Source organism: Brevibacillus sp. WF146, from assembly GCF_001673705.2.
GTDB classification, from domain to species: domain Bacteria; phylum Bacillota; class Bacilli; order Brevibacillales; family Brevibacillaceae; genus Brevibacillus; species Brevibacillus thermoruber.
Genome location: NZ_CP109943.1, coordinates 2603177 through 2621792, shown reverse-complemented (window position 1 = coordinate 2621792; position 18616 = coordinate 2603177). Strand labels below are relative to the sequence as shown.

Below are 18616 nucleotides of genomic sequence, written 5' to 3'. Positions count from 1 at the left end.
TTGAGAAGAGTTAGGCAGAGGAGAGAAGAGCGAGCCGGATGGACCAGCACAGACCAATCCAGGACTCTTCCTGGATTTTTCTTTTTCTCCCCCTATCTCTTCACCTGACAAACGGGCGGGTGCCGCGCCTGGAGCGGTTTTCCACGCGTGTAGGGCGCCCCGCGACGAGAGGTGAGAGAAGAGATGTATTCCCCTACCCTGGCCGAGGTCCAATCCCTTTCGGCCGACTATTCCCTGATTCCCGTACGCATGACCCTGCTGGCAGATGAGGAGACGCCGATCCGAATCTACCAGAAAATTCGCACGCACGATTCGTTTCTCCTGGAGAGCGTGGAAGGCGGAACGCGCTGGGCCCGATACTCGTTCATCGGAATGAATCCGTTTCAAACCGTGGAGGCGCGCGGGGAGCAGATCACCGTCAGCCGCCGCGGCGGGGAGACGCTGACGTTCTGCGGCAATCCCGTTCACTTTTTACGCGAAGAGACGGCCCGCTTCACCAGTCCCAAACTGCAGGGGGCGCCCCGATTGTGCGGCGGTGCCGTAGGTTTCTTCGGCTATAACACCCTGCACTACTTCGAAAATCTTCCGTACCACCGGCAGGAAAGTCTGGATGTGCCGGACATGCGCTTTTGGTTCGTCGATGAACTGATCGCGTTTGACCATCTCAAGCAGGAGATTCAGGTGATGGTGAATCTGCACGTCGACGCGACCGATTCGCCGGAGTCGATCGCCCGCAAGTACGAACAGGTCTGCAGCCGGCTGGAGCAGCTTGCCGCGCAGGTGACCGCTCCGGCCGAGACGGACGGCAGCCGGATTCCTGTCGGCGCCGGCGCGCAAGGCGGGCTGAAACTCGAGCCCAACATGAGCCGGGAGCAGTACGAACGGATGGTGGAACGGGCCAAGTCGTACATCGCGGCCGGCGACATCTTTCAAGTGGTGCTCTCCCAGCGTTTCCGCGTGCGCACGGACGTCGACCCGTTTGCCGTCTACCGGCTGCTGCGCACGCTGAACCCTTCGCCGTACATGTACTACCTGCAGTACGACGGCGAGACGGTGGTCGGAACGTCGCCCGAGCTGCTGGTTCGGGTCGAAAACAATCGGGTGGAAATGCGGCCGATCGCCGGCACACGCAGGCGAGGGCGCACGGCGGCAGAAGACGAGGCCCTGGCCGCCGACCTCCTGGCCGATCCCAAGGAGCGGGCGGAGCACTACATGCTGCTTGACCTGGGGCGCAACGACGTGGGACGCGTCGCCCGGTACGGCAGCGTCCGCGTGGAGGAAGCGCTGGTGATCGAGCATTACTCCCACGTCATGCACATGGTCTCCCATGTGACGGGAGAGCTGCGCGAAGGGCTGGATCCGTTCGATGCGCTGCTCTCCGCCTTCCCGGCGGGAACGGTGTCCGGCGCGCCCAAGCTGAGAGCGATGGAAATCATCGCCGAGCTGGAGCCGGACGCGCGCCATCTGTACGCCGGGGCGATCGGGTATTTCGGCTTTGACGGGACGCTGGAGACCTGCATTACGATCCGCACCCTCCTGTTCCAGAACGGATACGCCTACGTGCAGGCGGGCGCCGGCATCGTCGCCGACTCTGTCCCGGCCAACGAGTATCAGGAAACGGTGAACAAAGCGGCAGCCATGCTCTCCGCTCTGGAGAAGGCGGAGCAGTTGTTTGCCCCAAAGGAGGAACAGCCATGCTGACAACAGCGTTGGAACACATATTGCGCGGACGTGATCTGGACCGTCTGACCGCCCGCCAGGCGATGGGCGAAATCATGGACGGCAGGGCCACCCCCGCCCAGATCGGCGCCTTTCTCGCCGGACTGCGGCTGAAGGGGGAACAGGTGGAGGAGATTATCGGCTTCGTTCAGGCGATGCGGGAGCGGGCGGTCCGGTTCCCGCTGGAACTGCCGGGCCTGGTGGACACGTGCGGCACGGGCGGGGACGGCGCCCAGACGTTCAACATCTCCACCGCAGCCGCCATCGTGGCGGCCAGCGACGGCGTCTGCATCGCGAAACACGGCAACCGGGCGGTCTCCAGCAAGAGCGGCAGCGCGGACGTGCTGGAGGCGCTGGGCATTCCGATCACGCTGACGCCGGAAGCGGCAGCCGACTGCCTGCGGGTGACCAACCTGTGCTTCCTGTTCGCGCCGCTCTACCATCAGGCGATGAAGCACGCGGCCGGCCCGCGCAAGGAACTGGCGGTGCGGACCGTGTTCAACCTGTTGGGACCGCTGACCAATCCGGCGGGGGCCAAGCGGCAGCTCCTGGGCGTGTACGACGGGCAGCTTCTCCCCGCCGTGGCGGCTGTCCTGCGCGAACTGGGCGTGGAACGGGCCCTGGTGGTGGCCGGGGCTGACGGCCTCGACGAATTGACCGTGACGGGTCCGAGCCGCATCGCCGAGCTGCGCGACGGCGAGATCCGCACGTACGAGATCGAGCCGGAACAGTTCGGCTTGAGGCGGTATCCGATGGAGGAACTGCGCGGCGGCGACGCGTATGAAAACGCGACGATCATCCGCGAAGTGTTCGCCGGCAAGCGGGGAGCCGCCCGCGACATCGTCCTGCTTAACGCGGGAGCCATCCTGTACCTGGCGGATCGCGCAATCAGCATAGAGGCAGGCGTGATCCGCGCCGCGGAGCTGATCGACGACGGCGCGGTCCTGCGCAAACTGGAACAAATCCGGCAGGTGGCGGGAGGGATGATTCATGCTTCGTAAGATCGTCGACGCCAAAAGGGAAGAAGTGGCCCGGCTGCACGCTTCCACGACCCTGCAGACGCTGCTGGACGAGGCGAAACGCATGCCCGCCCCGCGCGGTTTTCGCTCGGCGCTGGCGGAAAGTGCACGCCCCGTCAGCGTCATCGCGGAAGTGAAAAAGGCTTCGCCGTCCAAAGGCGTGATCCGTCCTGACTTTGACCCGGAGGGGATCGCACGGGCCTACGCGGCGGCCGGTGCGGAGTGCATCTCCGTTCTGACGGACGAACCGTTTTTTCAAGGAAAGACCGAGTATCTGCGGAACATCCGCGCGGCGGTCGACCAGCCCCTGCTGCGCAAGGATTTTCTCATCGACGAATGGCAAATCGCCGAAGCCAGGGCGTGCGGCGCCGACTGCATCCTGCTCATCGCCGCGATTTTGGAGGGGAAGCAGCTTCGTGAGCTGTCGCAGACGGCGGAAGCGCTCGGCATGGACGTGTTGATCGAAGTGCACGACAGGCGTGAGCTGGAGATGGTGTTCCGCCATGTGACACCGGTGCTGATCGGCATCAACAACCGCGACCTGCGGACGTTTCGGACAGACCTGGCGGTGACCCACGAGGTGGCGGCGGAGATTCCGCCCGGTGTCCTCATCGTCAGCGAAAGCGGCATTTCTTCCCCGGCGGACGTGGAGCGCGTGCGGCAGGCGGGCGCGCGGGCGATTTTGGTCGGGGAACACTTCATGCGGCACGAGGATGTGGCCGAAGCCGTGATCCGGCTGGTGGGAGAGCGGGAAGGCGCCAGCCCGCAGGTGCGGTCGTGACACGGATCAAGATTTGCGGCGTCAAGCGGGCGGAAACCCTCCACCTGCTGGCCCGGCTGGATGTTGACTACGTGGGACTGGTCTTTGCCGAAAGCAGGCGGCGGGTGGATGCGCAGACGGCAGGGGCGCTGCTCGCGTCCGTACCGGATCATCCGCCGGCGGTCGGGGTGTTTGTCAACCCGACGGAAGCGGAGCTGGAGCACGTGCTGGCCCATGTGCCCCTTGCCGTGATTCAACTGCACGGGCAGGAATCGCCCGCCTTTTGCGAAAGCGTGCGGCAGCGGTTTTCCCTGCCGGTCTGGAAGGCGCTGGCGGTCGGGAGCGGCGAGCCGCTGGTGAATGTCGTAAACGCGTACCGGGGAGCAGCCGACGCGTTTCTGTTTGACACCTACGATCCCCGGCAGGCGGGCGGCACGGGCAAACGCTTTTCCTGGGAGCAGATTCCCCTGCTGCGGGAGTGGACGGCTCCCGCCCCCTGCATCATCGCAGGCGGCATCAACGCGGACAACGTGGCCGAGCTGGTGGGCGGATTCCGGCCCGCGATCATCGACGTGTCCAGCGGCGTGGAGAGCGACGGAGAAAAAGATGCGGAGAAAATCAGGCAATTCGTGGAGAGGGTGAGGGAACATGACCGTATCGCAGAAGGAAACGCGTACCGTGCCTGACGAGCACGGACGCTTTGGACCATTTGGCGGCAAGTTTGTGCCGGAGACGCTAATGAGCGCCCTGGCGGAATTGGAACAGGCGTTTGCGGAAGCACGGCGCGATCCGTCGTTTCGCGCCGAGCTGGGGCAGCTGCTGCGCGAATACGCCGGACGGCCGACGCCTCTGACCTACGCCGACAAACTGACGGAAGCGCTGGGAGGCGCGCGCATCTACCTGAAGCGGGAGGACCTCAACCACACCGGGGCCCACAAGCTGAACAACGCGCTGGGGCAGGGACTCCTGGCCAAGCGGATGGGCAAGACGTCCATCATCGCCGAGACCGGGGCGGGGCAGCACGGTGTGGCCAGCGCCACGGTAGCGGCCAAACTGGGGCTGTCCTGCAAGGTGTTCATGGGCGAAGAGGACATCAAGCGGCAGGCGCTGAACGTGTTTCGCATGAAGCTGCTCGGAGCGGAGGTGATCCCCGCCGTCTCCGGTTCCCGCACGCTGAAAGACGCGACCAACGAAGCGATCCGCTACTGGGTCTCCCATGTGGATGAGACGTTTTACGTGATCGGCTCGGTCGTGGGCCCCCATCCGTATCCCTACATGGTGCGGGAGTTCCAGAAAATCATCGGCGAAGAAACGCGCAGCCAGATCCTGGAGCAGGTGGGCCGCCTTCCCGATGAAGTGATCGCCTGCGTGGGCGGAGGCAGCAACGCGATCGGCATGTTTTACCCGTTCCTGCAGGACGAGACCGTTGCCCTGCGCGGCGTGGAGGCGGCCGGACAGGGCGTGGATACCGACAAGCACGCGGCGACGCTTTCCCTCGGACGGCCCGGCGTGATTCACGGCGCGATGACGTATCTCTTGCAGGATCAGTACGGGCAGGTGCAGGAAGCGCACTCCATCTCGGCCGGGCTGGATTACCCGGGCGTGGGACCCGAGCATGCCTACCTGAAGGAAACCGGACGGGTGCAGTACACCTCCGTCACGGACCGGGAGGCGCTGGAGGCGGTTCAACTGCTCTGCCGGACGGAGGGGATCATTCCGGCATTGGAGAGCGCCCACGCCGTGGCCGAGGCGGTCAAACGGGCCCCGCAGATGGGAGCGGATCAAGTCCTGGTCATCTGTCTGTCGGGCCGCGGAGACAAAGACGTGGCGACGATCCAGGCCGCGCTGGACGACGAACGGAGAGGGGGAGACGCACAATGACAGCGTTCGCGAATCGAATCGACCGGCTGTTTGCCGACCGCAGCCGCAAGCGTTTCATCCCGTTCATCACGGTTGGCGACCCTCACCTCGACGCGACGTTTCAAATTGCCCACGCGCTGGTGGAAGCGGGAGCCGACCTGCTGGAGTTGGGGATTCCCTATTCGGACCCGCTGGCGGATGGCCCTACCATTCAGCGCGCCTCCCAACGGGCGCTGGCCAACGGCGTGACCATCGACGACGCCCTGGAACTGGTCGCCAGCCTGCGAGCATCGGGGATGCAGGTGCCGATCGTGCTTTTCTCCTACTACAATCCGGTGCTGCAGTACGGCGTGGAGCGCTTTTTTACCGCGCTGGCGGAAAAAGGCGCGGACGGCATCGTCATTCCCGACCTGCCGGTGGAGGAAAACGGGCCGGCGGTAGCGGCTGCCCAAGCGCACGGGGTGCACGTCATCTCCCTGGTGGCCCCCACATCGGAATCCCGCATCCGGACGATTGGCGCGCAGGCGAGCGGATTCCTGTACTGCGTGTCGTCGCTCGGCGTGACCGGCGCCCGCGCAAGCCTGCGTGAAGATCTCGCCCAGTTTTTGCAGCGGGTCAAGGCGAGCACCTCCGCGCCGACCGCAGTCGGGTTCGGCATCTCTACGCCGGAGCAGGTGCGGGCGGTGGCACAGCACACGGATGGGGTAATCGTCGGCAGCGCGATCGTGCAGGAGATGGAGCGGCACCTGGAGCTGCTGTCCGATCCCGAACAAATGGCGCAGGGTGTCACAAAAATAAAAACGTTTGTACAACAGTTGGCCGGTGCGCTACAATAAGGGGAAAACGTGACTTGACTGGAGTGAGACGCAGATGCTACCGAAGCAGCGCATTCTCGGCGCCCCGGTGTACCAGCCCGGGAAGCCGATCGACGATGTGAAACGAGAATTCGGCCTGACGGAAGTGATCAAGCTGGCGTCCAACGAGAACCCGTTCGGCTGCTCGCCCAAGGCGAAAGAAGCGATTGCCGCCCAACTGGATACGCTGGCCATCTATCCGGACGGCGCCAGTCTGCAGCTTCGTTGGGAGCTGGCCGAGTTTCTCGGCGTCAAGCCGGAGCAGCTGATTTTCGGCAACGGTTCGGACGAAGTGGTGCAGATGATCGCCCGCGCCTATCTGGAGGAGGGCACCAACACCGTGATGGCGACGCCCACCTTTTCGCAGTACCGTGCCAATGCCATCATCGAGGGCGCGGAGCTGATCGAGGTGCCGCTGAAAAACGGCGTGCACGACCTGGAAGCGATGGCGGCCGCGATCAACGGACAGACCCGCGTCGTCTGGGTGTGCAACCCCAACAACCCCTCCGGGACGATCGTTACGCGTGACGAGCTGGAGGCGTTTTTGCAAAAAGTCCCGAAAGACGTCCTGGTGGTGCTGGACGAGGCCTATTACGAGTACGTGGTGGATCCGGCGTATCCGCAAACCGTGCCGATGCTGAAGCACTACCCCAACCTGATCGTCCTGCGCACGTTCTCCAAAATCTACGGCCTGGCGGCGCTCCGCATCGGATACGGCATCGCGTCGGAAGAGATCGTCGGCCACCTCGACCACGTGCGCGAACCGTTCAACACCAGCACGCTGGCTCAGGCAGCCGCCCGCGCCGCGCTGAAGGACCAGGCGTTCGTGGAAGAATGCCGCAAGCGCAACCGGGAAGGCTTGAAGCAGTTGACCGACCGCTTTGACGAGTGGGGACTGTCGTATTTCCCGTCCCAGACCAACTTTGTCCTGGTCGATCTGCAGCAGGACTCCGACGAGGTCTTCCGCAGGCTGCTGGAGCAGGGGATCATCGTGCGCTCCGGCCGGGCGCTCGGATTCCCCGGGTATCAGCGGATCACGGTCGGCTCGGCGGAACAAAACGAAAAGGTTCTGCAGGCGCTCGGCAGCATCGTGGCCGGCGCGTTGAAATAACGAAGAAGATGCCGGCGTCCGTCCGGCATCTTTGTCTACACGTATACAGAGAGGATAGACAGTGGAGATGAAAACGACCATCACAGTAATCGGCGTCGGGTTGATCGGCGGTTCGATCGCGCTTGCCCTGCGGGAGGATCCGCACAATCGGATCATCGGCTTCGACGTCCGGCAGGATTATCTGGACAAGGCGATGACGATCGGCGTCCTTCATGCGGGCACCACCGACCTGCAGGAGGCCGTGCGGGAAGCGGACGTGATTTTTCTCGCCGTGCCGGTGGAACAGATTTACGCCACGCTGGACCGCCTGCGCGATCTGGACCTGAAGCCCGGCGTCATCGTCACGGACGTGGGCAGCACCAAATCGGGCGTTGTCCGGTATGCCGAGGCGCATATCCCGTCCAATGTGACGTTTATCGGCGGCCACCCGATGGCCGGCTCGCACAAGTCGGGCGTGGAAGCGGCTTCGGACCGCCTGTTTGAAAATGCGTACTACGTACTGACACCCGCGCCGGGGACACCGGAGGAGCAGGTGGAGCGGCTCGAGAAGCTGCTGGCGCTGACCCGTGCCAAGGTGGTGCGGATGGACCCGGACGAACACGACCAGGTAGTGGGAGCGGTCAGCCATTTTCCGCATATCCTGGCGTCCGCCCTGGTCAATCTGGTGGCCGGGTACGACGACGAAAACCCCTGGCACCACCGGCTGGCGGCCGGAGGGTTTCGCGACATTACCCGCATCGCTTCCAGCAATCCGCGCATGTGGCGGGATGTGCTCCTGAACAACCGCGAGCACTTGCTGAAGATCGCCGATGACTGGACCAAGGCGCTGGACGGCGTAATGACATTGGTCCGCGAGGGAGACGCCGACGGCATCGAGCAATTTTTCAAGTCGGCGCGTGATTTCCGCGAAGGACTGCCGGAGCGGAAAAAAGGGGCGCTGCCGCCGCTGTACGACCTGTACATCGACATTCCCGACCATCCGGGAGAGATCGGCCGGATCACCACCCTGCTTGGCGCCAAGCAGATCAACATCACCAACATTCAAATCAGGGAGACCCGGGAAGACATGCTGGGCGTGCTGCGGATCACCTTCCGCTCCCTGGCGGAACTGGAAAAGGGAGAAGAACTCCTGCGCTATTTCGATTACAATGTATACAGGCGCGAGTAGACCGGCCGTGCCGTCGTACTTTGGGGCGTAGACGCTTTGACGCGCGACTGCAGCCGACTTTTTGCAACGACTGACGTAACAGAGAAAAAAGGGGAGTGGAACCGTGCTTCGCGTACAACCAGCAAAACGGATAGAAGGGACAGTCCGGGTGCCCGGAGACAAGTCGATTTCGCACCGCGCCGTCATGTTTGGCGCGCTGGCGGAGGGAACCACCACGATCGAAGGCTTTTTGCCGGGGGCTGACTGCCTGAGCACGATCGACTGCTTTCGCAGGATGGGCGTGGACATCGAGCAGGAAGGGGATCGCGTGACCGTCCACGGGAAAGGATGGTACGGCCTGCAGGAACCGTCGCAGCACCTGGACGTGGGCAACTCCGGCACGACCATCCGGCTCATGGCGGGGATCTTGGCAACGCAGCCGTTTCACGCCGTCATGGAGGGGGACGAGTCGATCGCCAAGCGGCCGATGCGGCGCGTCATCGGGCCGCTGCGCCAGATGGGGGCCAAAATTGACGGCCGCAAAGACGGCGAGTACACCCCGCTGTCCATTCGCGGCGGCGACCTGCAGGGCATCTCGTACCAGTCGCCGGTTGCCAGCGCCCAGGTGAAATCGGCGATCCTCCTGGCCGGCCTGCAGGCCAAAGGCGTCACCAGCGTGACGGAGCCGCAGCTCTCCCGCGACCATACGGAGCGCATGCTGCAGGCGTTTGGCGTGAAGGTGGTCCGCGACGGTCTGACCGTATCCGTCGAGGGCGGCCAAACCTTGAAGGGCAGGGCGATCCGCGTGCCGGGCGACATCTCGTCCGCGGCGTTTCTGATCGCGGCCGTGATGATGGTGCCGGGCAGTTCCCTCTTGATCGAGAATGTGGGCATCAACCCAAGCCGCACGGGGATCATCGATGTGGTCCGCGCCATGGGTGGCCGCATCGAGCTGCAGAACGAACGGGTCGTAAACGAAGAGCCGGTGGCCGACCTGCTCGTCACCCATGCCGAGCTTCGCGGCATCGAGATCGGCGGCGAGATCATTCCGCGTCTGATCGATGAAATCCCCGTCATCGCCGTCATGGCCACGCAGGCCAGCGGCCGTACCGTGATTCGCGACGCCGAGGAGCTGCGTGTAAAAGAGACGGACCGGATCGCCACCGTCGCCAGCCAACTGTCCAGGTTTGGGGCAAAGGTAACGCCCACGCCGGACGGTCTGATCGTGGAGGGGGCGACGCCGCTCACCGGCGCGACGATTGACAGCATGGGCGACCACCGCATCGGCATGGCGATGGCGATCGCCGGACTGGCGGCGGTGGGCGAAACGGTGATTGAGAATGACGAGGCCATCAACGTCTCCTTCCCTGGCTTTGCCGACATTTTGGCGCACATCAGCAAAGCGTAAGCAGAACAGAGCAGAAGAAACCCGCCGCGCGCGGGTTTTTTCATCGCTTTTTCCTTTCTTCCGCCGCATTCCTGCCTGAGACGAAATAAGAATGTTGAAAAAAAGATTTGACAAGCGCTTACATTCCGTTATAATAAAGGTACAGTATGGTTTCTCTCCACTCCTATCCAATATATTTTGCACGAATAGTGCTACCGCCGTTTGAATGCGCTTACATCAACGGCGGTCTTTTTTGTTCTTTTTTCGCTTTCCGCGCATATGCTCGTACGGAAACAAGCCGCCAAGTGCGGTCGGGGGAGGGACGAGCCGTGCGGCAGGAAGAGGTCGTGATTCGTGGAGGAAGCGTCGTGACGTCATATGGAGTCGTCGAAGCGGACGTCTGGATTTCCGGAGGGACAATTCGCCGGATCGCAAAAGACAGCTTGCCGAGAGAAGCGAAGGGAACGGCCCGTCCCAACGAGATCGACGCGTCCGGGATGTACCTGCTGCCCGGCTTTGTCGCCATGCCGGAACGGCCGCACGGGCGGATCAGGCGGCTGCCCGAGTACCTCGACGCGATCCGCCTGCTCATCCGGCAGGGATATACCTGTCTGGTGGACACGCTCCAGCCGGAAGCGTGGATGGATCATCCGCAGGTGCGCTATCAGACGGCGATGCACTTCAACAATCTGATCGATTACACGTGGCAGGTGGAACTGCCGGCTTCGCGGCTGAACGGCGAGACGGTGCGCAGGTGGTGCAGCGAGGGATACCGGCTGCTTCGGGTCGTCGTGCGCCGGCCCGAAGAACTTTTTCGGATGGATTGGGAAACGATTTCGCCCCTGCTGACGTCATACAAGGTGATGCTGCAGTTGCGGGTGCCGAAGGAAGCGGGACTGAATGGTGAGGAGCGTCTCCGCCTGCATCGGCAGTGGCTCTCTCTGTGCCGCTGCTGGCAGATCCGCACGTGGGTGGATGGAGAGGCGTTGCTTACCTTTGAGGAAGTCGATCCGTACTACCATGTCTTCCGTCTCCGCGGCGAGCATTGTGAACGGGCGCTGCGCCATCTCGCCGGCCACTGGTTCCGTTCGCTGCCGGTCATCGCCGCGCTGGACGAGGTGCAGGTCAACCTGCGCCGGAGGGAATGGGACCCGGAATCGCTGCTGTGCCTGCTCGTTCGCGTCGCTTCGACAAACGCCGCCAAGGCCGCAGGTCTGTATCCGCGCAAAGGCTGCATCATTCCCGGGGCTGATGCCGACATTCTTTTCCTGAAAAAGGAACACTGGTTGACAAAATTTGTTCTTTCCACTATTCTCAACCTTAGTGATTTTCTTCTGCCAACATCTGTCATGTCAAAAGGAAAGTGGTTGTACCGCAACCAGTGCTTTGCTTCGACCATAGGAATGGGACGATGCCTCCTCGACATCAAGCCTTATAATTATGTCATATAACCCCAAATCTGGGGGTTTTTTCGTAGAGGATTCCGGCCGCCAGGCGAGGAAAAAGAATCGCCTAGGCAGCGCAACTTTTTACATCCCCGGCAGTCTAATGTAACAAAGGCCGCTGAGGGATCGGAATCGCAATAGGAGGTAATCCTGCACATGACCGATTCCCAGCTTATCCGCGAAATAAAAGAAGGCAACCTGGAATGCTATGCCGAACTGATCCGGCGATACGAAAAAAAGATTCTTGCATTTGTCACCCACTTGCTGCGCCAGGCCCATCTGGAGCACATGGCGGAGGATATCTGTCAGGAGACGTTTTACAAGGCGTATAAAAGCATTCACTCGTTCCGCGATGTAGAAGCGACCTTTTCTACCTGGCTCTACACCATTGCCCGCAATACCGTGCTGAGCGAGCTGCGCAAAAGCCGGAATTCGGACGTATACCTCGAGGATAACCCGCAAGTGCCGCTTGCGTCGTACGAGCGCCTGCCGGAGCAGGTCCTGCTGCGCAACGAACGGGAGCACCTGGTCAGACAGGCCATCAACAACCTGCCGGAAAAGCAGCGCTCGGCCTTGATCCTGAGGGAATACGAGCAGATGGATTACAACGAGATCGCCACCATTCTGGATTTGACGGTGAGTTCGGTGAAATCCCTGTTGTTTCGCGCGCGGCAGAGCATTAGAGCACAGTTGGAAGCCTACATCCTGGACCCTCATTTGGATGAAGCTGAAGGGATGAATCGATGATGAAATGTGAAGAAGTACAGGAATTGATGCCGGATTACGCCGACGGCCTGCTGTCCGAAGTGACGCGCCGGCGGATTGACAACCACTTGACGAGCTGCCGCGCCTGCGACGCCGACTACGCGCTGTGGAAAGACAGCGGCGACTGGATGAAGTCGGACAGGGAGCAGTACCACGCGGTCGCGCCTTCCAAGTCGATCGTCGATGCCGTGATGGCCCGAATTCTTTCGGAAGAGAAGTGGGCGATTCCGATCGGGAGAAAAGTGTTTACCGTGACGGCCCGCATGCGTCGCGTGGGCGCGTGTGCCGCGATTATCCTGCTGATGCTCTGTTCGTTTACGTTGTACGTCAATACGAGCAGTACGGAGCAGGCCAACTCCCTGATGATCGACGGGGAAGTGGTGGCGATGGGGAAAAAGGCGCAGGTCATCACGTCCTCCATGCAGACGGCGGACGGCACCTACGTCGTGGAACCGCAGCCGTTGGTATCAGACGAAAAGCCGCTGGTGAAGGGGACCGCCTCGATCGTCCCGTTCAACGGCGATCATGAGCCGACCGACCCGACCAAACCCAACTACGGGATCATGCTCAGTGTGTTTGGCATTTTGGTCACCGTCCTCTCCATGAGTTGGCTGACACGGGCATAATGGTATATGATCTTATAGAAGGGACATACGGAAAAAGACCGTCTTCGGACGGTCTTTTGCGGCTCTTTCGCACGACAAGAGCAACCATACATACGAGGTGAGGACGATGACAGACAAATGGCTGTACGTCATAGACGAAGCGATCAAACGGATTGAAAACGACGAGGTGGAACTGGGGCTCAAAGCGCTGCAAAAGGTGCAGGAGCACGGCAAGGATTTGCCGGAGGTAATGATGTACCTGGCGGAAGTGTGGTACCGCCTCGGCCATCTCGAACAGGCCTCCAGCCTGCTCTCCGACATTTTGCGGGAACATCCCGAGCTGGAGGCGCCGCAGCGGCGCGAATGCCAGATGCTGCTGGCGGAAATCGCGCTGGACCTGAGCGATTTTGAGACCGCGCAGCACCTGCTGTACGAATTGAAGGAATCGGGGTTTGAACACATCCGGCTGGACCTGCTGCTGGCTGATCTGTACGCCATGCAGGACCTCGACGAAGTGGCGGTCAAGTACCTGGAACAGGCCCGCCAGAAGGAGCCGGACGATCCCGACATCCTCGCCGCGCTGGGCGACATGTACTTCCGGGTGGGACGCGACGCGGAGGCGCTGAAGCTCCTGGAGCAGGCCGGGGAGGAGAGCCTGCCGCTACTCATGGCCAAGGGACGCTCGCTCGCCCAAAACGGGCAGTTTGAACAGGCCTATCAGGTGTATCGCCAGGCGTTGGCCCTGGAGCGCTCGGAGGAGGTGCTGTACGGCTGCGCGCTGATGGCGTTTCACCTCGGCAGGCTGGAGGAAGCGGCGGAGCTGGTGGCCAGCCTGCAGGCGATCGACGAGGAATACGTCGCCTCCTATCCGCTTGCGGCGGACATCTACCTCTCGCTCGGCCGGACGGAAAAGGCGATCGATGCGCTGAAGCAATACGTGGCGCTGTCCGGGTTTGACCTGGACCACATTCGCCGCCTGATCGCCCTCTTGACGCAAGCGGGCCGATACGAAGAAGCCAAGGAATACCAAAAGCTGCACGACGAATGGAATGTGGACGACGAATAGCAAACTGCCCTGACAGGAAGCCGCGCTGGCGGCTTCCTGTTTATTTTGCCGTAATTTGGCAAGAATGAAGGGTAAGAAAAACCCTCGCAAAGAAGGGATGCGCAGATGAACTTGGCTGAGATCTTGGTCTACACCGATATCCGGCAGCTCCATCAAATCGCCGATTACTACGGCTGCGAATGCAACCCTCACTCCAAGAACGAACTGATCACGTCGCTTCTCGCCAATTTGCGGTACCGGCAGACCATCGCCCGGGAAGTGGAGCAGCTTTCCCTGGAAGAAGTCCATTTTTTCCTCCTGCTCTTTCTCGACAAGCGCACGGTGCTGTCGCTGGAAGATCTGCTGGCCAAGGCCGGCTTGGCACTGGATGCGCGCAAGGAGCGGAAGGCGGAAGAAGCGCGCAAATTTATCGCCGACGCGATGCGGCGCGGCTGGATCTTTCCGGCGAAAAGCAGGACGGCCGGCCAGTACCAGATTCCCCTGGACATGCGGGAACCGTACCTGCAGGCGTGGCTGGACAAATGGCGGGACACCGTCACGGCAGCGGAACCGGCGGCCTACCGCGACGAAGGAACTGCACTCTGCGACGATATCATGCAATTTTTACAATTCCTGCAGCAGGAGCCTGTGCCGCTGACCGCGGACGGCGCCATGTACAAGCGGTACCAGCAGCAGCTGTTTCAGTTTCTGCACGTCAAGGAAGAGCCGCTCCCGCCGCAGAAATGGCGCTTCGGCTACGGGCTTCACTTCGACCTGTACCCGGACCGGTTTTCGCTGCTCTACGACTTCTGCTACTACCAGAAATGGATCGAGGAGTTGCCGGGACGGGTGATGCTGACGGAAGCGGGGGAAGAACGGCTGAAACAGCCGTATGACGATCACCTGCACCACGATCTGATCCGCTTCTGGATGCGGCTGTACAAGCGGGCGGTCCCCAATCTGCCGATGCTTGTCCAATTGATTCCCCTGTTGGGGGCGGGAGGATGGGTCAGCCAGGACGCGCTTTCGGAGCGGTTGCTTTCCTGGATCAGGCCGTTTTACTACGATGATGCGGTCAATATTTTGACCAACCGCGTTCTAAAAATGATGGTCCATCTGGGACTGCTCCGGGTCGGGCAGGACGAAAGCGGTCAGTGGCTGTACGCCGGGACGTATGCCAGCCAGACATGGCTTCGCAAATACAATGGCTTTACCGAAACGACTATTCTGCTGAAGTGAGGGATGTATCATGGAGTGGCCAAATTTCTATTCCAATGCGTACGGGACAAACAACCAACTGGTGTCGGGGCTGTTGTCGGAAATGGTGATTGACGAGCAGGTGCGCCTGTACCGCAAGCGCACCCTGTACCAGGAGATCGACGAAGCGCTGGCGATGAAAAACAAGGAGAGGTTCATGCGCCTGACCGACGAACTGCGCGAGATCATGGCCTACGAACAATCGTAATTCCGGGCGGGACATGACGATTGCCTGTCTCCTCCTCTTCGTGGTACGCTAGTTTCCAGATGTTAATGGAAAGAGGAGACGCCTTATGCAGTGGAACGTTCAAGAACTGGAGAATTGGGAGGAGCTGCGGACCTACGTGGATACCGCGCTGCTCCCTCTTTATTTGTACCGGCCGGAGAAGCCGGTGAACGAGCACGTGCAGCGGATGAGTTATCTGGTGCAGGTGGCCGCCTCGATCGAACAGCGTTTGAAGGGCCGGGTGCTGATGTTCCCGATCTGTTACCAGATCGGCGACGAGCCGCTTGCCCAACGGCTGCCGGCCGGGTTTGCCCACTACGTCCTGCTGCAGTTCAGCGGGGAGCGGCTGGATGCGCGCGTGGATGAAGGCAGACTGTTGAGGCTGACAGTGGGGGATGAAGACCTGGATTCCGCGCTCCGCTTTGAGGTGACCGTCGATGTCCTCAGCCGGGAAATTATTCGTCTCTGGCAGCACGGCGACCGTCAATAGACGGAGATATTTCAGGAAATACTATATCAATCAGGGTAGAGTTGCCATATTTGACAAAATGGCAACAATCTCTCAATCAGACGAGGTTGGCGCCGGGCGCGTCCCCCGGATATTCTTGACATCTCTATAGGCGTTAGCTATGATTGGGATTGACCTAGTGTATATGTATGGAAATCGCCATTGTTGCGCTATTCTACAGAGTAAGGAGGGAAAAAGACATGGGCGACAAACGGGAAATTTCCAGACGTACGTTTCTCAACTACGCACTCATGGGAACGGGCGGATTCCTCGCTGCGGGAATGATCACACCAATGATTCGTTTTGCAGTCGACCCCTTGCTGAAAGGCCATGCGGGTACAGATAAAGTGGCTGTCGGCAGCGTGGACGAGTTCGGTCCCGAGCCGAAGCGTGTGGATTTCAAGGTACATACCAAGGACGGTTGGTATGAGTCCGAGTCGACGCTGGCTGCGTGGGTGACCAAGAATGAGAAGGGCGAGATCCTCGCACTGTCCCCGATCTGTAAGCACTTGGGCTGTACAGTGGACTGGAACACGAGCCCGGATCACCCGAACCAGTATTTCTGTCCGTGCCACCTGGGACGTTACGACAAGGAAGGTGCGCACATTCTGGGAACTCCGCCGACAGCATCCCTCGATGAATACGAGACGGAAGTGAAGGACGGCAAGCTCTATCTGGGCAAACTGAAACCAAATCCTCGTCCGGGGGTGAGTGGCTAAGATGTTGCAAAAAATGTATGACTGGGTTGATGAGCGCCTGAACATCACCCCGATGTGGCGCGATTTGGCCGACCACGAAGTGCCAGAGCACGTAAACCCGGCGCACCATTTTTCCGCGTTTGTGTATTGCTTTGGTGGCCTTACGTTCTTTATTACAGTCATCCAAATCCTGTCCGGTATGTTCCTGACCATGTACTATGTACCGGACATTATCAATGCGTATGAATCGGTCAAGTACCTGCAGAACGAAGTGGCATTCGGGGTGATCGTCCGCGGCATGCACCACTGGGGTGCCAGCCTGGTCATCGTGATGATGTTCCTGCACACGCTGCGCGTGTTCTTTACCGGTTCGTACAAAAAACCGCGTGAAATGAACTGGGTAGTGGGCGTGCTGATTTTCTTCGTCATGCTCGGCCTCGGTTTCACCGGTTACCTGCTGCCGTGGGACAACACGGCGTACTTCGCGACCAAGGTAGGTCTGGAGATCGCGAACTCCGTGCCGCTGATCGGTCCGTACGCCAAGACCCTGCTGACCGGCGGCGACATCGTAGGGGCGCAAACCCTGTCCCGCTTCTTTGCGATTCACGTGTTCTTCCTGCCGGGAGCCCTCTTGGGTCTGTTGGGAGCACACTTCATCATGATTCGCGCGCAAGGTATCTCGGGTCCACTATGATGAGTCTTCGATTTTAAGGAGGAAATAGCATGGCGAAACATGACAAAGATGCTACCTTCGTCGGAGACTCCCGGATACCGGCGAAGCGCATTCCGAACATTGCCCCGTCGTACTCCGACTTTCCGGGAAAAACGGAGCCGTTCTGGCCGAACTTCCTGTTGAAAGAGTGGATGGTGGCAGCCGTCTGTCTGGTCGGGTTTCTGGTGCTGACAGTCTCTCACCCGTCGCCGCTGACCGACAAGGCGAACCCGAACGATACGTCGTTCGTTCCGCTGCCGGACTGGTACTTCCTGTTCCTGTATCAGATGCTCAAGTATCCGTGGGCAGCAGGTGACTGGGTAGTCCTGGGCACCGTCATCATTCCGGGTATCGCATTTGGCGCGCTGCTGCTGGCTCCGTGGCTGGATACCGGCAAAGAACGCCGTCCGTCCCGCCGTCCGGTGGCAACCGGTCTGATGATGACTGCGCTGGTATCGATTTTCTACCTGACGTGGGCAGCAGACCATGAGCACTCCCTGAACCACGCGTCCAATCACGGCGGAAGCGGCAGTGGAGGAGGGTCCAACGCGGCCGCTCCTGCGCCGGCTGATCCGAGCTTCAAGGCCGATGCACTGTGGACGGCTCAAACGGGCTGCATGGGCTGCCACGGCAAGAACATGGAAGGCGGCATGGGGCCGAATCTGCAGAAGATCGGCAGCAAGTATGACGCGAACCAGATTGCCGAAATCATCAAGAACGGGAAACCGCCGGCAATGCCGGGCGGCCTGATCAAGGATGAAGCGGAAATCAAGAAATTGGCTGAGTACATGGCAACGTTGAAATAAGCCCATACAAGAAAAGCTGACTGACGTTCGGTCAGCTTTTTCTTTAACGGCGCACATAGCGGGAGACGATGTTCATGAGCTGGTTATGGGAGTGGTTCTGGCAGTCTTTGGGGAAAAGGTGGTTTCTCTGGACCCTGTTCGTCGTCAACTTGCTGGGAACCATCTACGGCTTTGTCTGGTACAGCAATCAACTGGCAGCTACCCCGGGGTACTTGCGGCCGTTTGTTCCGGACAGTCCGACGGGGAGTGGACTATTTACCATCGTGCTGTTTACCTACTTGATGGGACGGCACATCCCGGTGCTGGAAGCTCTGGCCGGCATCACCAATTTTAAATACGGCGTATGGGCGGTAGGCATCATCGTGGCCGGATGGCTCTTGGGTGACGAGGTAAGCGGGACGGATATCATGCTTATGATCTCCCATGCAGGCATGGCGGCCGAATCGGTGCTGTATGCCCGATTTTTCAAGCTGAGCTGGCTGCCGGTGGGAATCGCTGCACTGTGGACGTTGAATAACGATTTCCTCGATTACGTCATGGCCATCCATCCGTGGCTGCCTGCCGTGCTGGATCCGTATGAGGGAATCGTCGGTCTCTGCACGGTTCTGCTCAGCCTGATTTCCATTGCGGTGATCTGGTTCACCAACGCGCGGTTCAGCAGAAACAAGGTCTAATCTTGTCCTCCTTTCCAT

General features: G+C 60.6%; 20 protein-coding genes. All 20 read left to right on the top strand.

From position 1 onward, the window contains the following. Nucleotides 1-183: 183 nt before the first annotated feature. The 20 genes from trpE (at nucleotide 184) to A6764_RS12855 (ending at nucleotide 18598) form a co-directional block, all read left to right on the top strand. The gene (gene trpE, locus A6764_RS12950) at nucleotides 184-1701 is read left to right on the top strand and encodes an anthranilate synthase component I (protein WP_065066300.1); all 1518 of its coding nucleotides are present in this window, start codon (nucleotides 184-186) and stop codon (nucleotides 1699-1701) included. Then, nucleotides 1695-2720, top strand: coding sequence for an anthranilate phosphoribosyltransferase (gene trpD / locus A6764_RS12945; RefSeq protein ID WP_264622250.1), 1026 nt, complete (start codon nucleotides 1695-1697; stop codon nucleotides 2718-2720). Before trpE ends, trpD begins: the two co-directional genes overlap by 7 nt. Continuing rightward, complete coding sequence (trpC, locus tag A6764_RS12940; RefSeq protein WP_065066303.1) at nucleotides 2710-3519, top strand: indole-3-glycerol phosphate synthase TrpC; 810 nt, start codon at nucleotides 2710-2712, stop codon at nucleotides 3517-3519. Before trpD ends, trpC begins: the two co-directional genes overlap by 11 nt. Then, nucleotides 3516-4184 carry a phosphoribosylanthranilate isomerase gene (locus A6764_RS12935; RefSeq protein ID WP_065066304.1) on the top strand — a complete coding sequence of 223 codons (669 nt, stop codon included), beginning with the start codon at nucleotides 3516-3518 and terminating at the stop codon, nucleotides 4182-4184. The genes trpC and A6764_RS12935 overlap by 4 nt, the downstream gene beginning before the upstream one ends. Then, nucleotides 4147-5379, top strand: coding sequence for a tryptophan synthase subunit beta (gene trpB / locus A6764_RS12930; protein ID WP_029099615.1), 1233 nt, complete (start codon nucleotides 4147-4149; stop codon nucleotides 5377-5379). Before A6764_RS12935 ends, trpB begins: the two co-directional genes overlap by 38 nt. Further along, nucleotides 5376-6194 (top strand): tryptophan synthase subunit alpha, encoded by an 819-nt coding sequence (gene trpA, locus A6764_RS12925; protein WP_029099616.1) that lies wholly within the window; start codon nucleotides 5376-5378, stop codon nucleotides 6192-6194. Before trpB ends, trpA begins: the two co-directional genes overlap by 4 nt. Before the next feature lie 34 nt (nucleotides 6195-6228). Next, a complete protein-coding gene (gene hisC, locus A6764_RS12920; RefSeq protein ID WP_029099617.1) occupies nucleotides 6229-7323 on the top strand; it encodes a histidinol-phosphate transaminase in 1095 nt (364 codons plus the stop codon). A 67-nt stretch (nucleotides 7324-7390) separates the two neighbouring features. Further along, nucleotides 7391-8491, top strand: coding sequence for a prephenate dehydrogenase (locus tag A6764_RS12915; protein ID WP_065066307.1), 1101 nt, complete (start codon nucleotides 7391-7393; stop codon nucleotides 8489-8491). 103 nt (nucleotides 8492-8594) lie between these two features. Next, nucleotides 8595-9878: a 3-phosphoshikimate 1-carboxyvinyltransferase gene (gene aroA, locus A6764_RS12910; protein WP_065066308.1), complete on the top strand. Its 1284-nt coding sequence runs from the start codon at nucleotides 8595-8597 to the stop codon at nucleotides 9876-9878. Between the two features lie 308 nt (nucleotides 9879-10186). Continuing rightward, entirely contained in the window at nucleotides 10187-11308 is a 1122-nt protein-coding gene (locus tag A6764_RS12905; protein WP_065066309.1) for an amidohydrolase family protein, read from the top strand. 150 nt (nucleotides 11309-11458) lie between these two features. Further along, the gene (locus A6764_RS12900) at nucleotides 11459-12049 is read left to right on the top strand and encodes an RNA polymerase sigma factor (protein WP_029099621.1); all 591 of its coding nucleotides are present in this window, start codon (nucleotides 11459-11461) and stop codon (nucleotides 12047-12049) included. Then, entirely contained in the window at nucleotides 12046-12693 is a 648-nt protein-coding gene (locus A6764_RS12895; RefSeq protein WP_051967924.1) for a zf-HC2 domain-containing protein, read from the top strand. Before A6764_RS12900 ends, A6764_RS12895 begins: the two co-directional genes overlap by 4 nt. 106 nt (nucleotides 12694-12799) lie before the next feature. After that, nucleotides 12800-13738 carry a tetratricopeptide repeat protein gene (locus tag A6764_RS12890; RefSeq protein ID WP_029099623.1) on the top strand — a complete coding sequence of 313 codons (939 nt, stop codon included), beginning with the start codon at nucleotides 12800-12802 and terminating at the stop codon, nucleotides 13736-13738. 105 nt (nucleotides 13739-13843) lie between these two features. Further along, the gene (locus A6764_RS12885) at nucleotides 13844-14956 is read left to right on the top strand and encodes a hypothetical protein (RefSeq protein WP_065066310.1); all 1113 of its coding nucleotides are present in this window, start codon (nucleotides 13844-13846) and stop codon (nucleotides 14954-14956) included. Between the two features lie 10 nt (nucleotides 14957-14966). Next, nucleotides 14967-15182, top strand: coding sequence for an IDEAL domain-containing protein (locus A6764_RS12880; RefSeq protein ID WP_029099625.1), 216 nt, complete (start codon nucleotides 14967-14969; stop codon nucleotides 15180-15182). An 85-nt stretch (nucleotides 15183-15267) separates the two neighbouring features. After that, nucleotides 15268-15690 (top strand): DUF2487 family protein, encoded by a 423-nt coding sequence (locus A6764_RS12875; protein ID WP_029099626.1) that lies wholly within the window; start codon nucleotides 15268-15270, stop codon nucleotides 15688-15690. 218 nt (nucleotides 15691-15908) lie between these two features. Continuing rightward, nucleotides 15909-16427, top strand: coding sequence for a Rieske (2Fe-2S) protein (locus A6764_RS12870; protein WP_029099627.1), 519 nt, complete (start codon nucleotides 15909-15911; stop codon nucleotides 16425-16427). A gap of 1 nt (nucleotide 16428) precedes the next feature. Continuing rightward, nucleotides 16429-17100, top strand: coding sequence for a menaquinol-cytochrome c reductase cytochrome b subunit (gene qcrB, locus A6764_RS12865; RefSeq protein WP_029099628.1), 672 nt, complete (start codon nucleotides 16429-16431; stop codon nucleotides 17098-17100). 29 nt (nucleotides 17101-17129) lie between these two features. Continuing rightward, nucleotides 17130-17924: a c-type cytochrome gene (locus A6764_RS12860; RefSeq protein ID WP_029099629.1), complete on the top strand. Its 795-nt coding sequence runs from the start codon at nucleotides 17130-17132 to the stop codon at nucleotides 17922-17924. Between the two features lie 74 nt (nucleotides 17925-17998). After that, nucleotides 17999-18598 (top strand): DUF1405 domain-containing protein, encoded by a 600-nt coding sequence (locus A6764_RS12855; protein WP_065066311.1) that lies wholly within the window; start codon nucleotides 17999-18001, stop codon nucleotides 18596-18598. The last annotated feature ends 18 nt before the right edge of the window (nucleotides 18599-18616 follow it).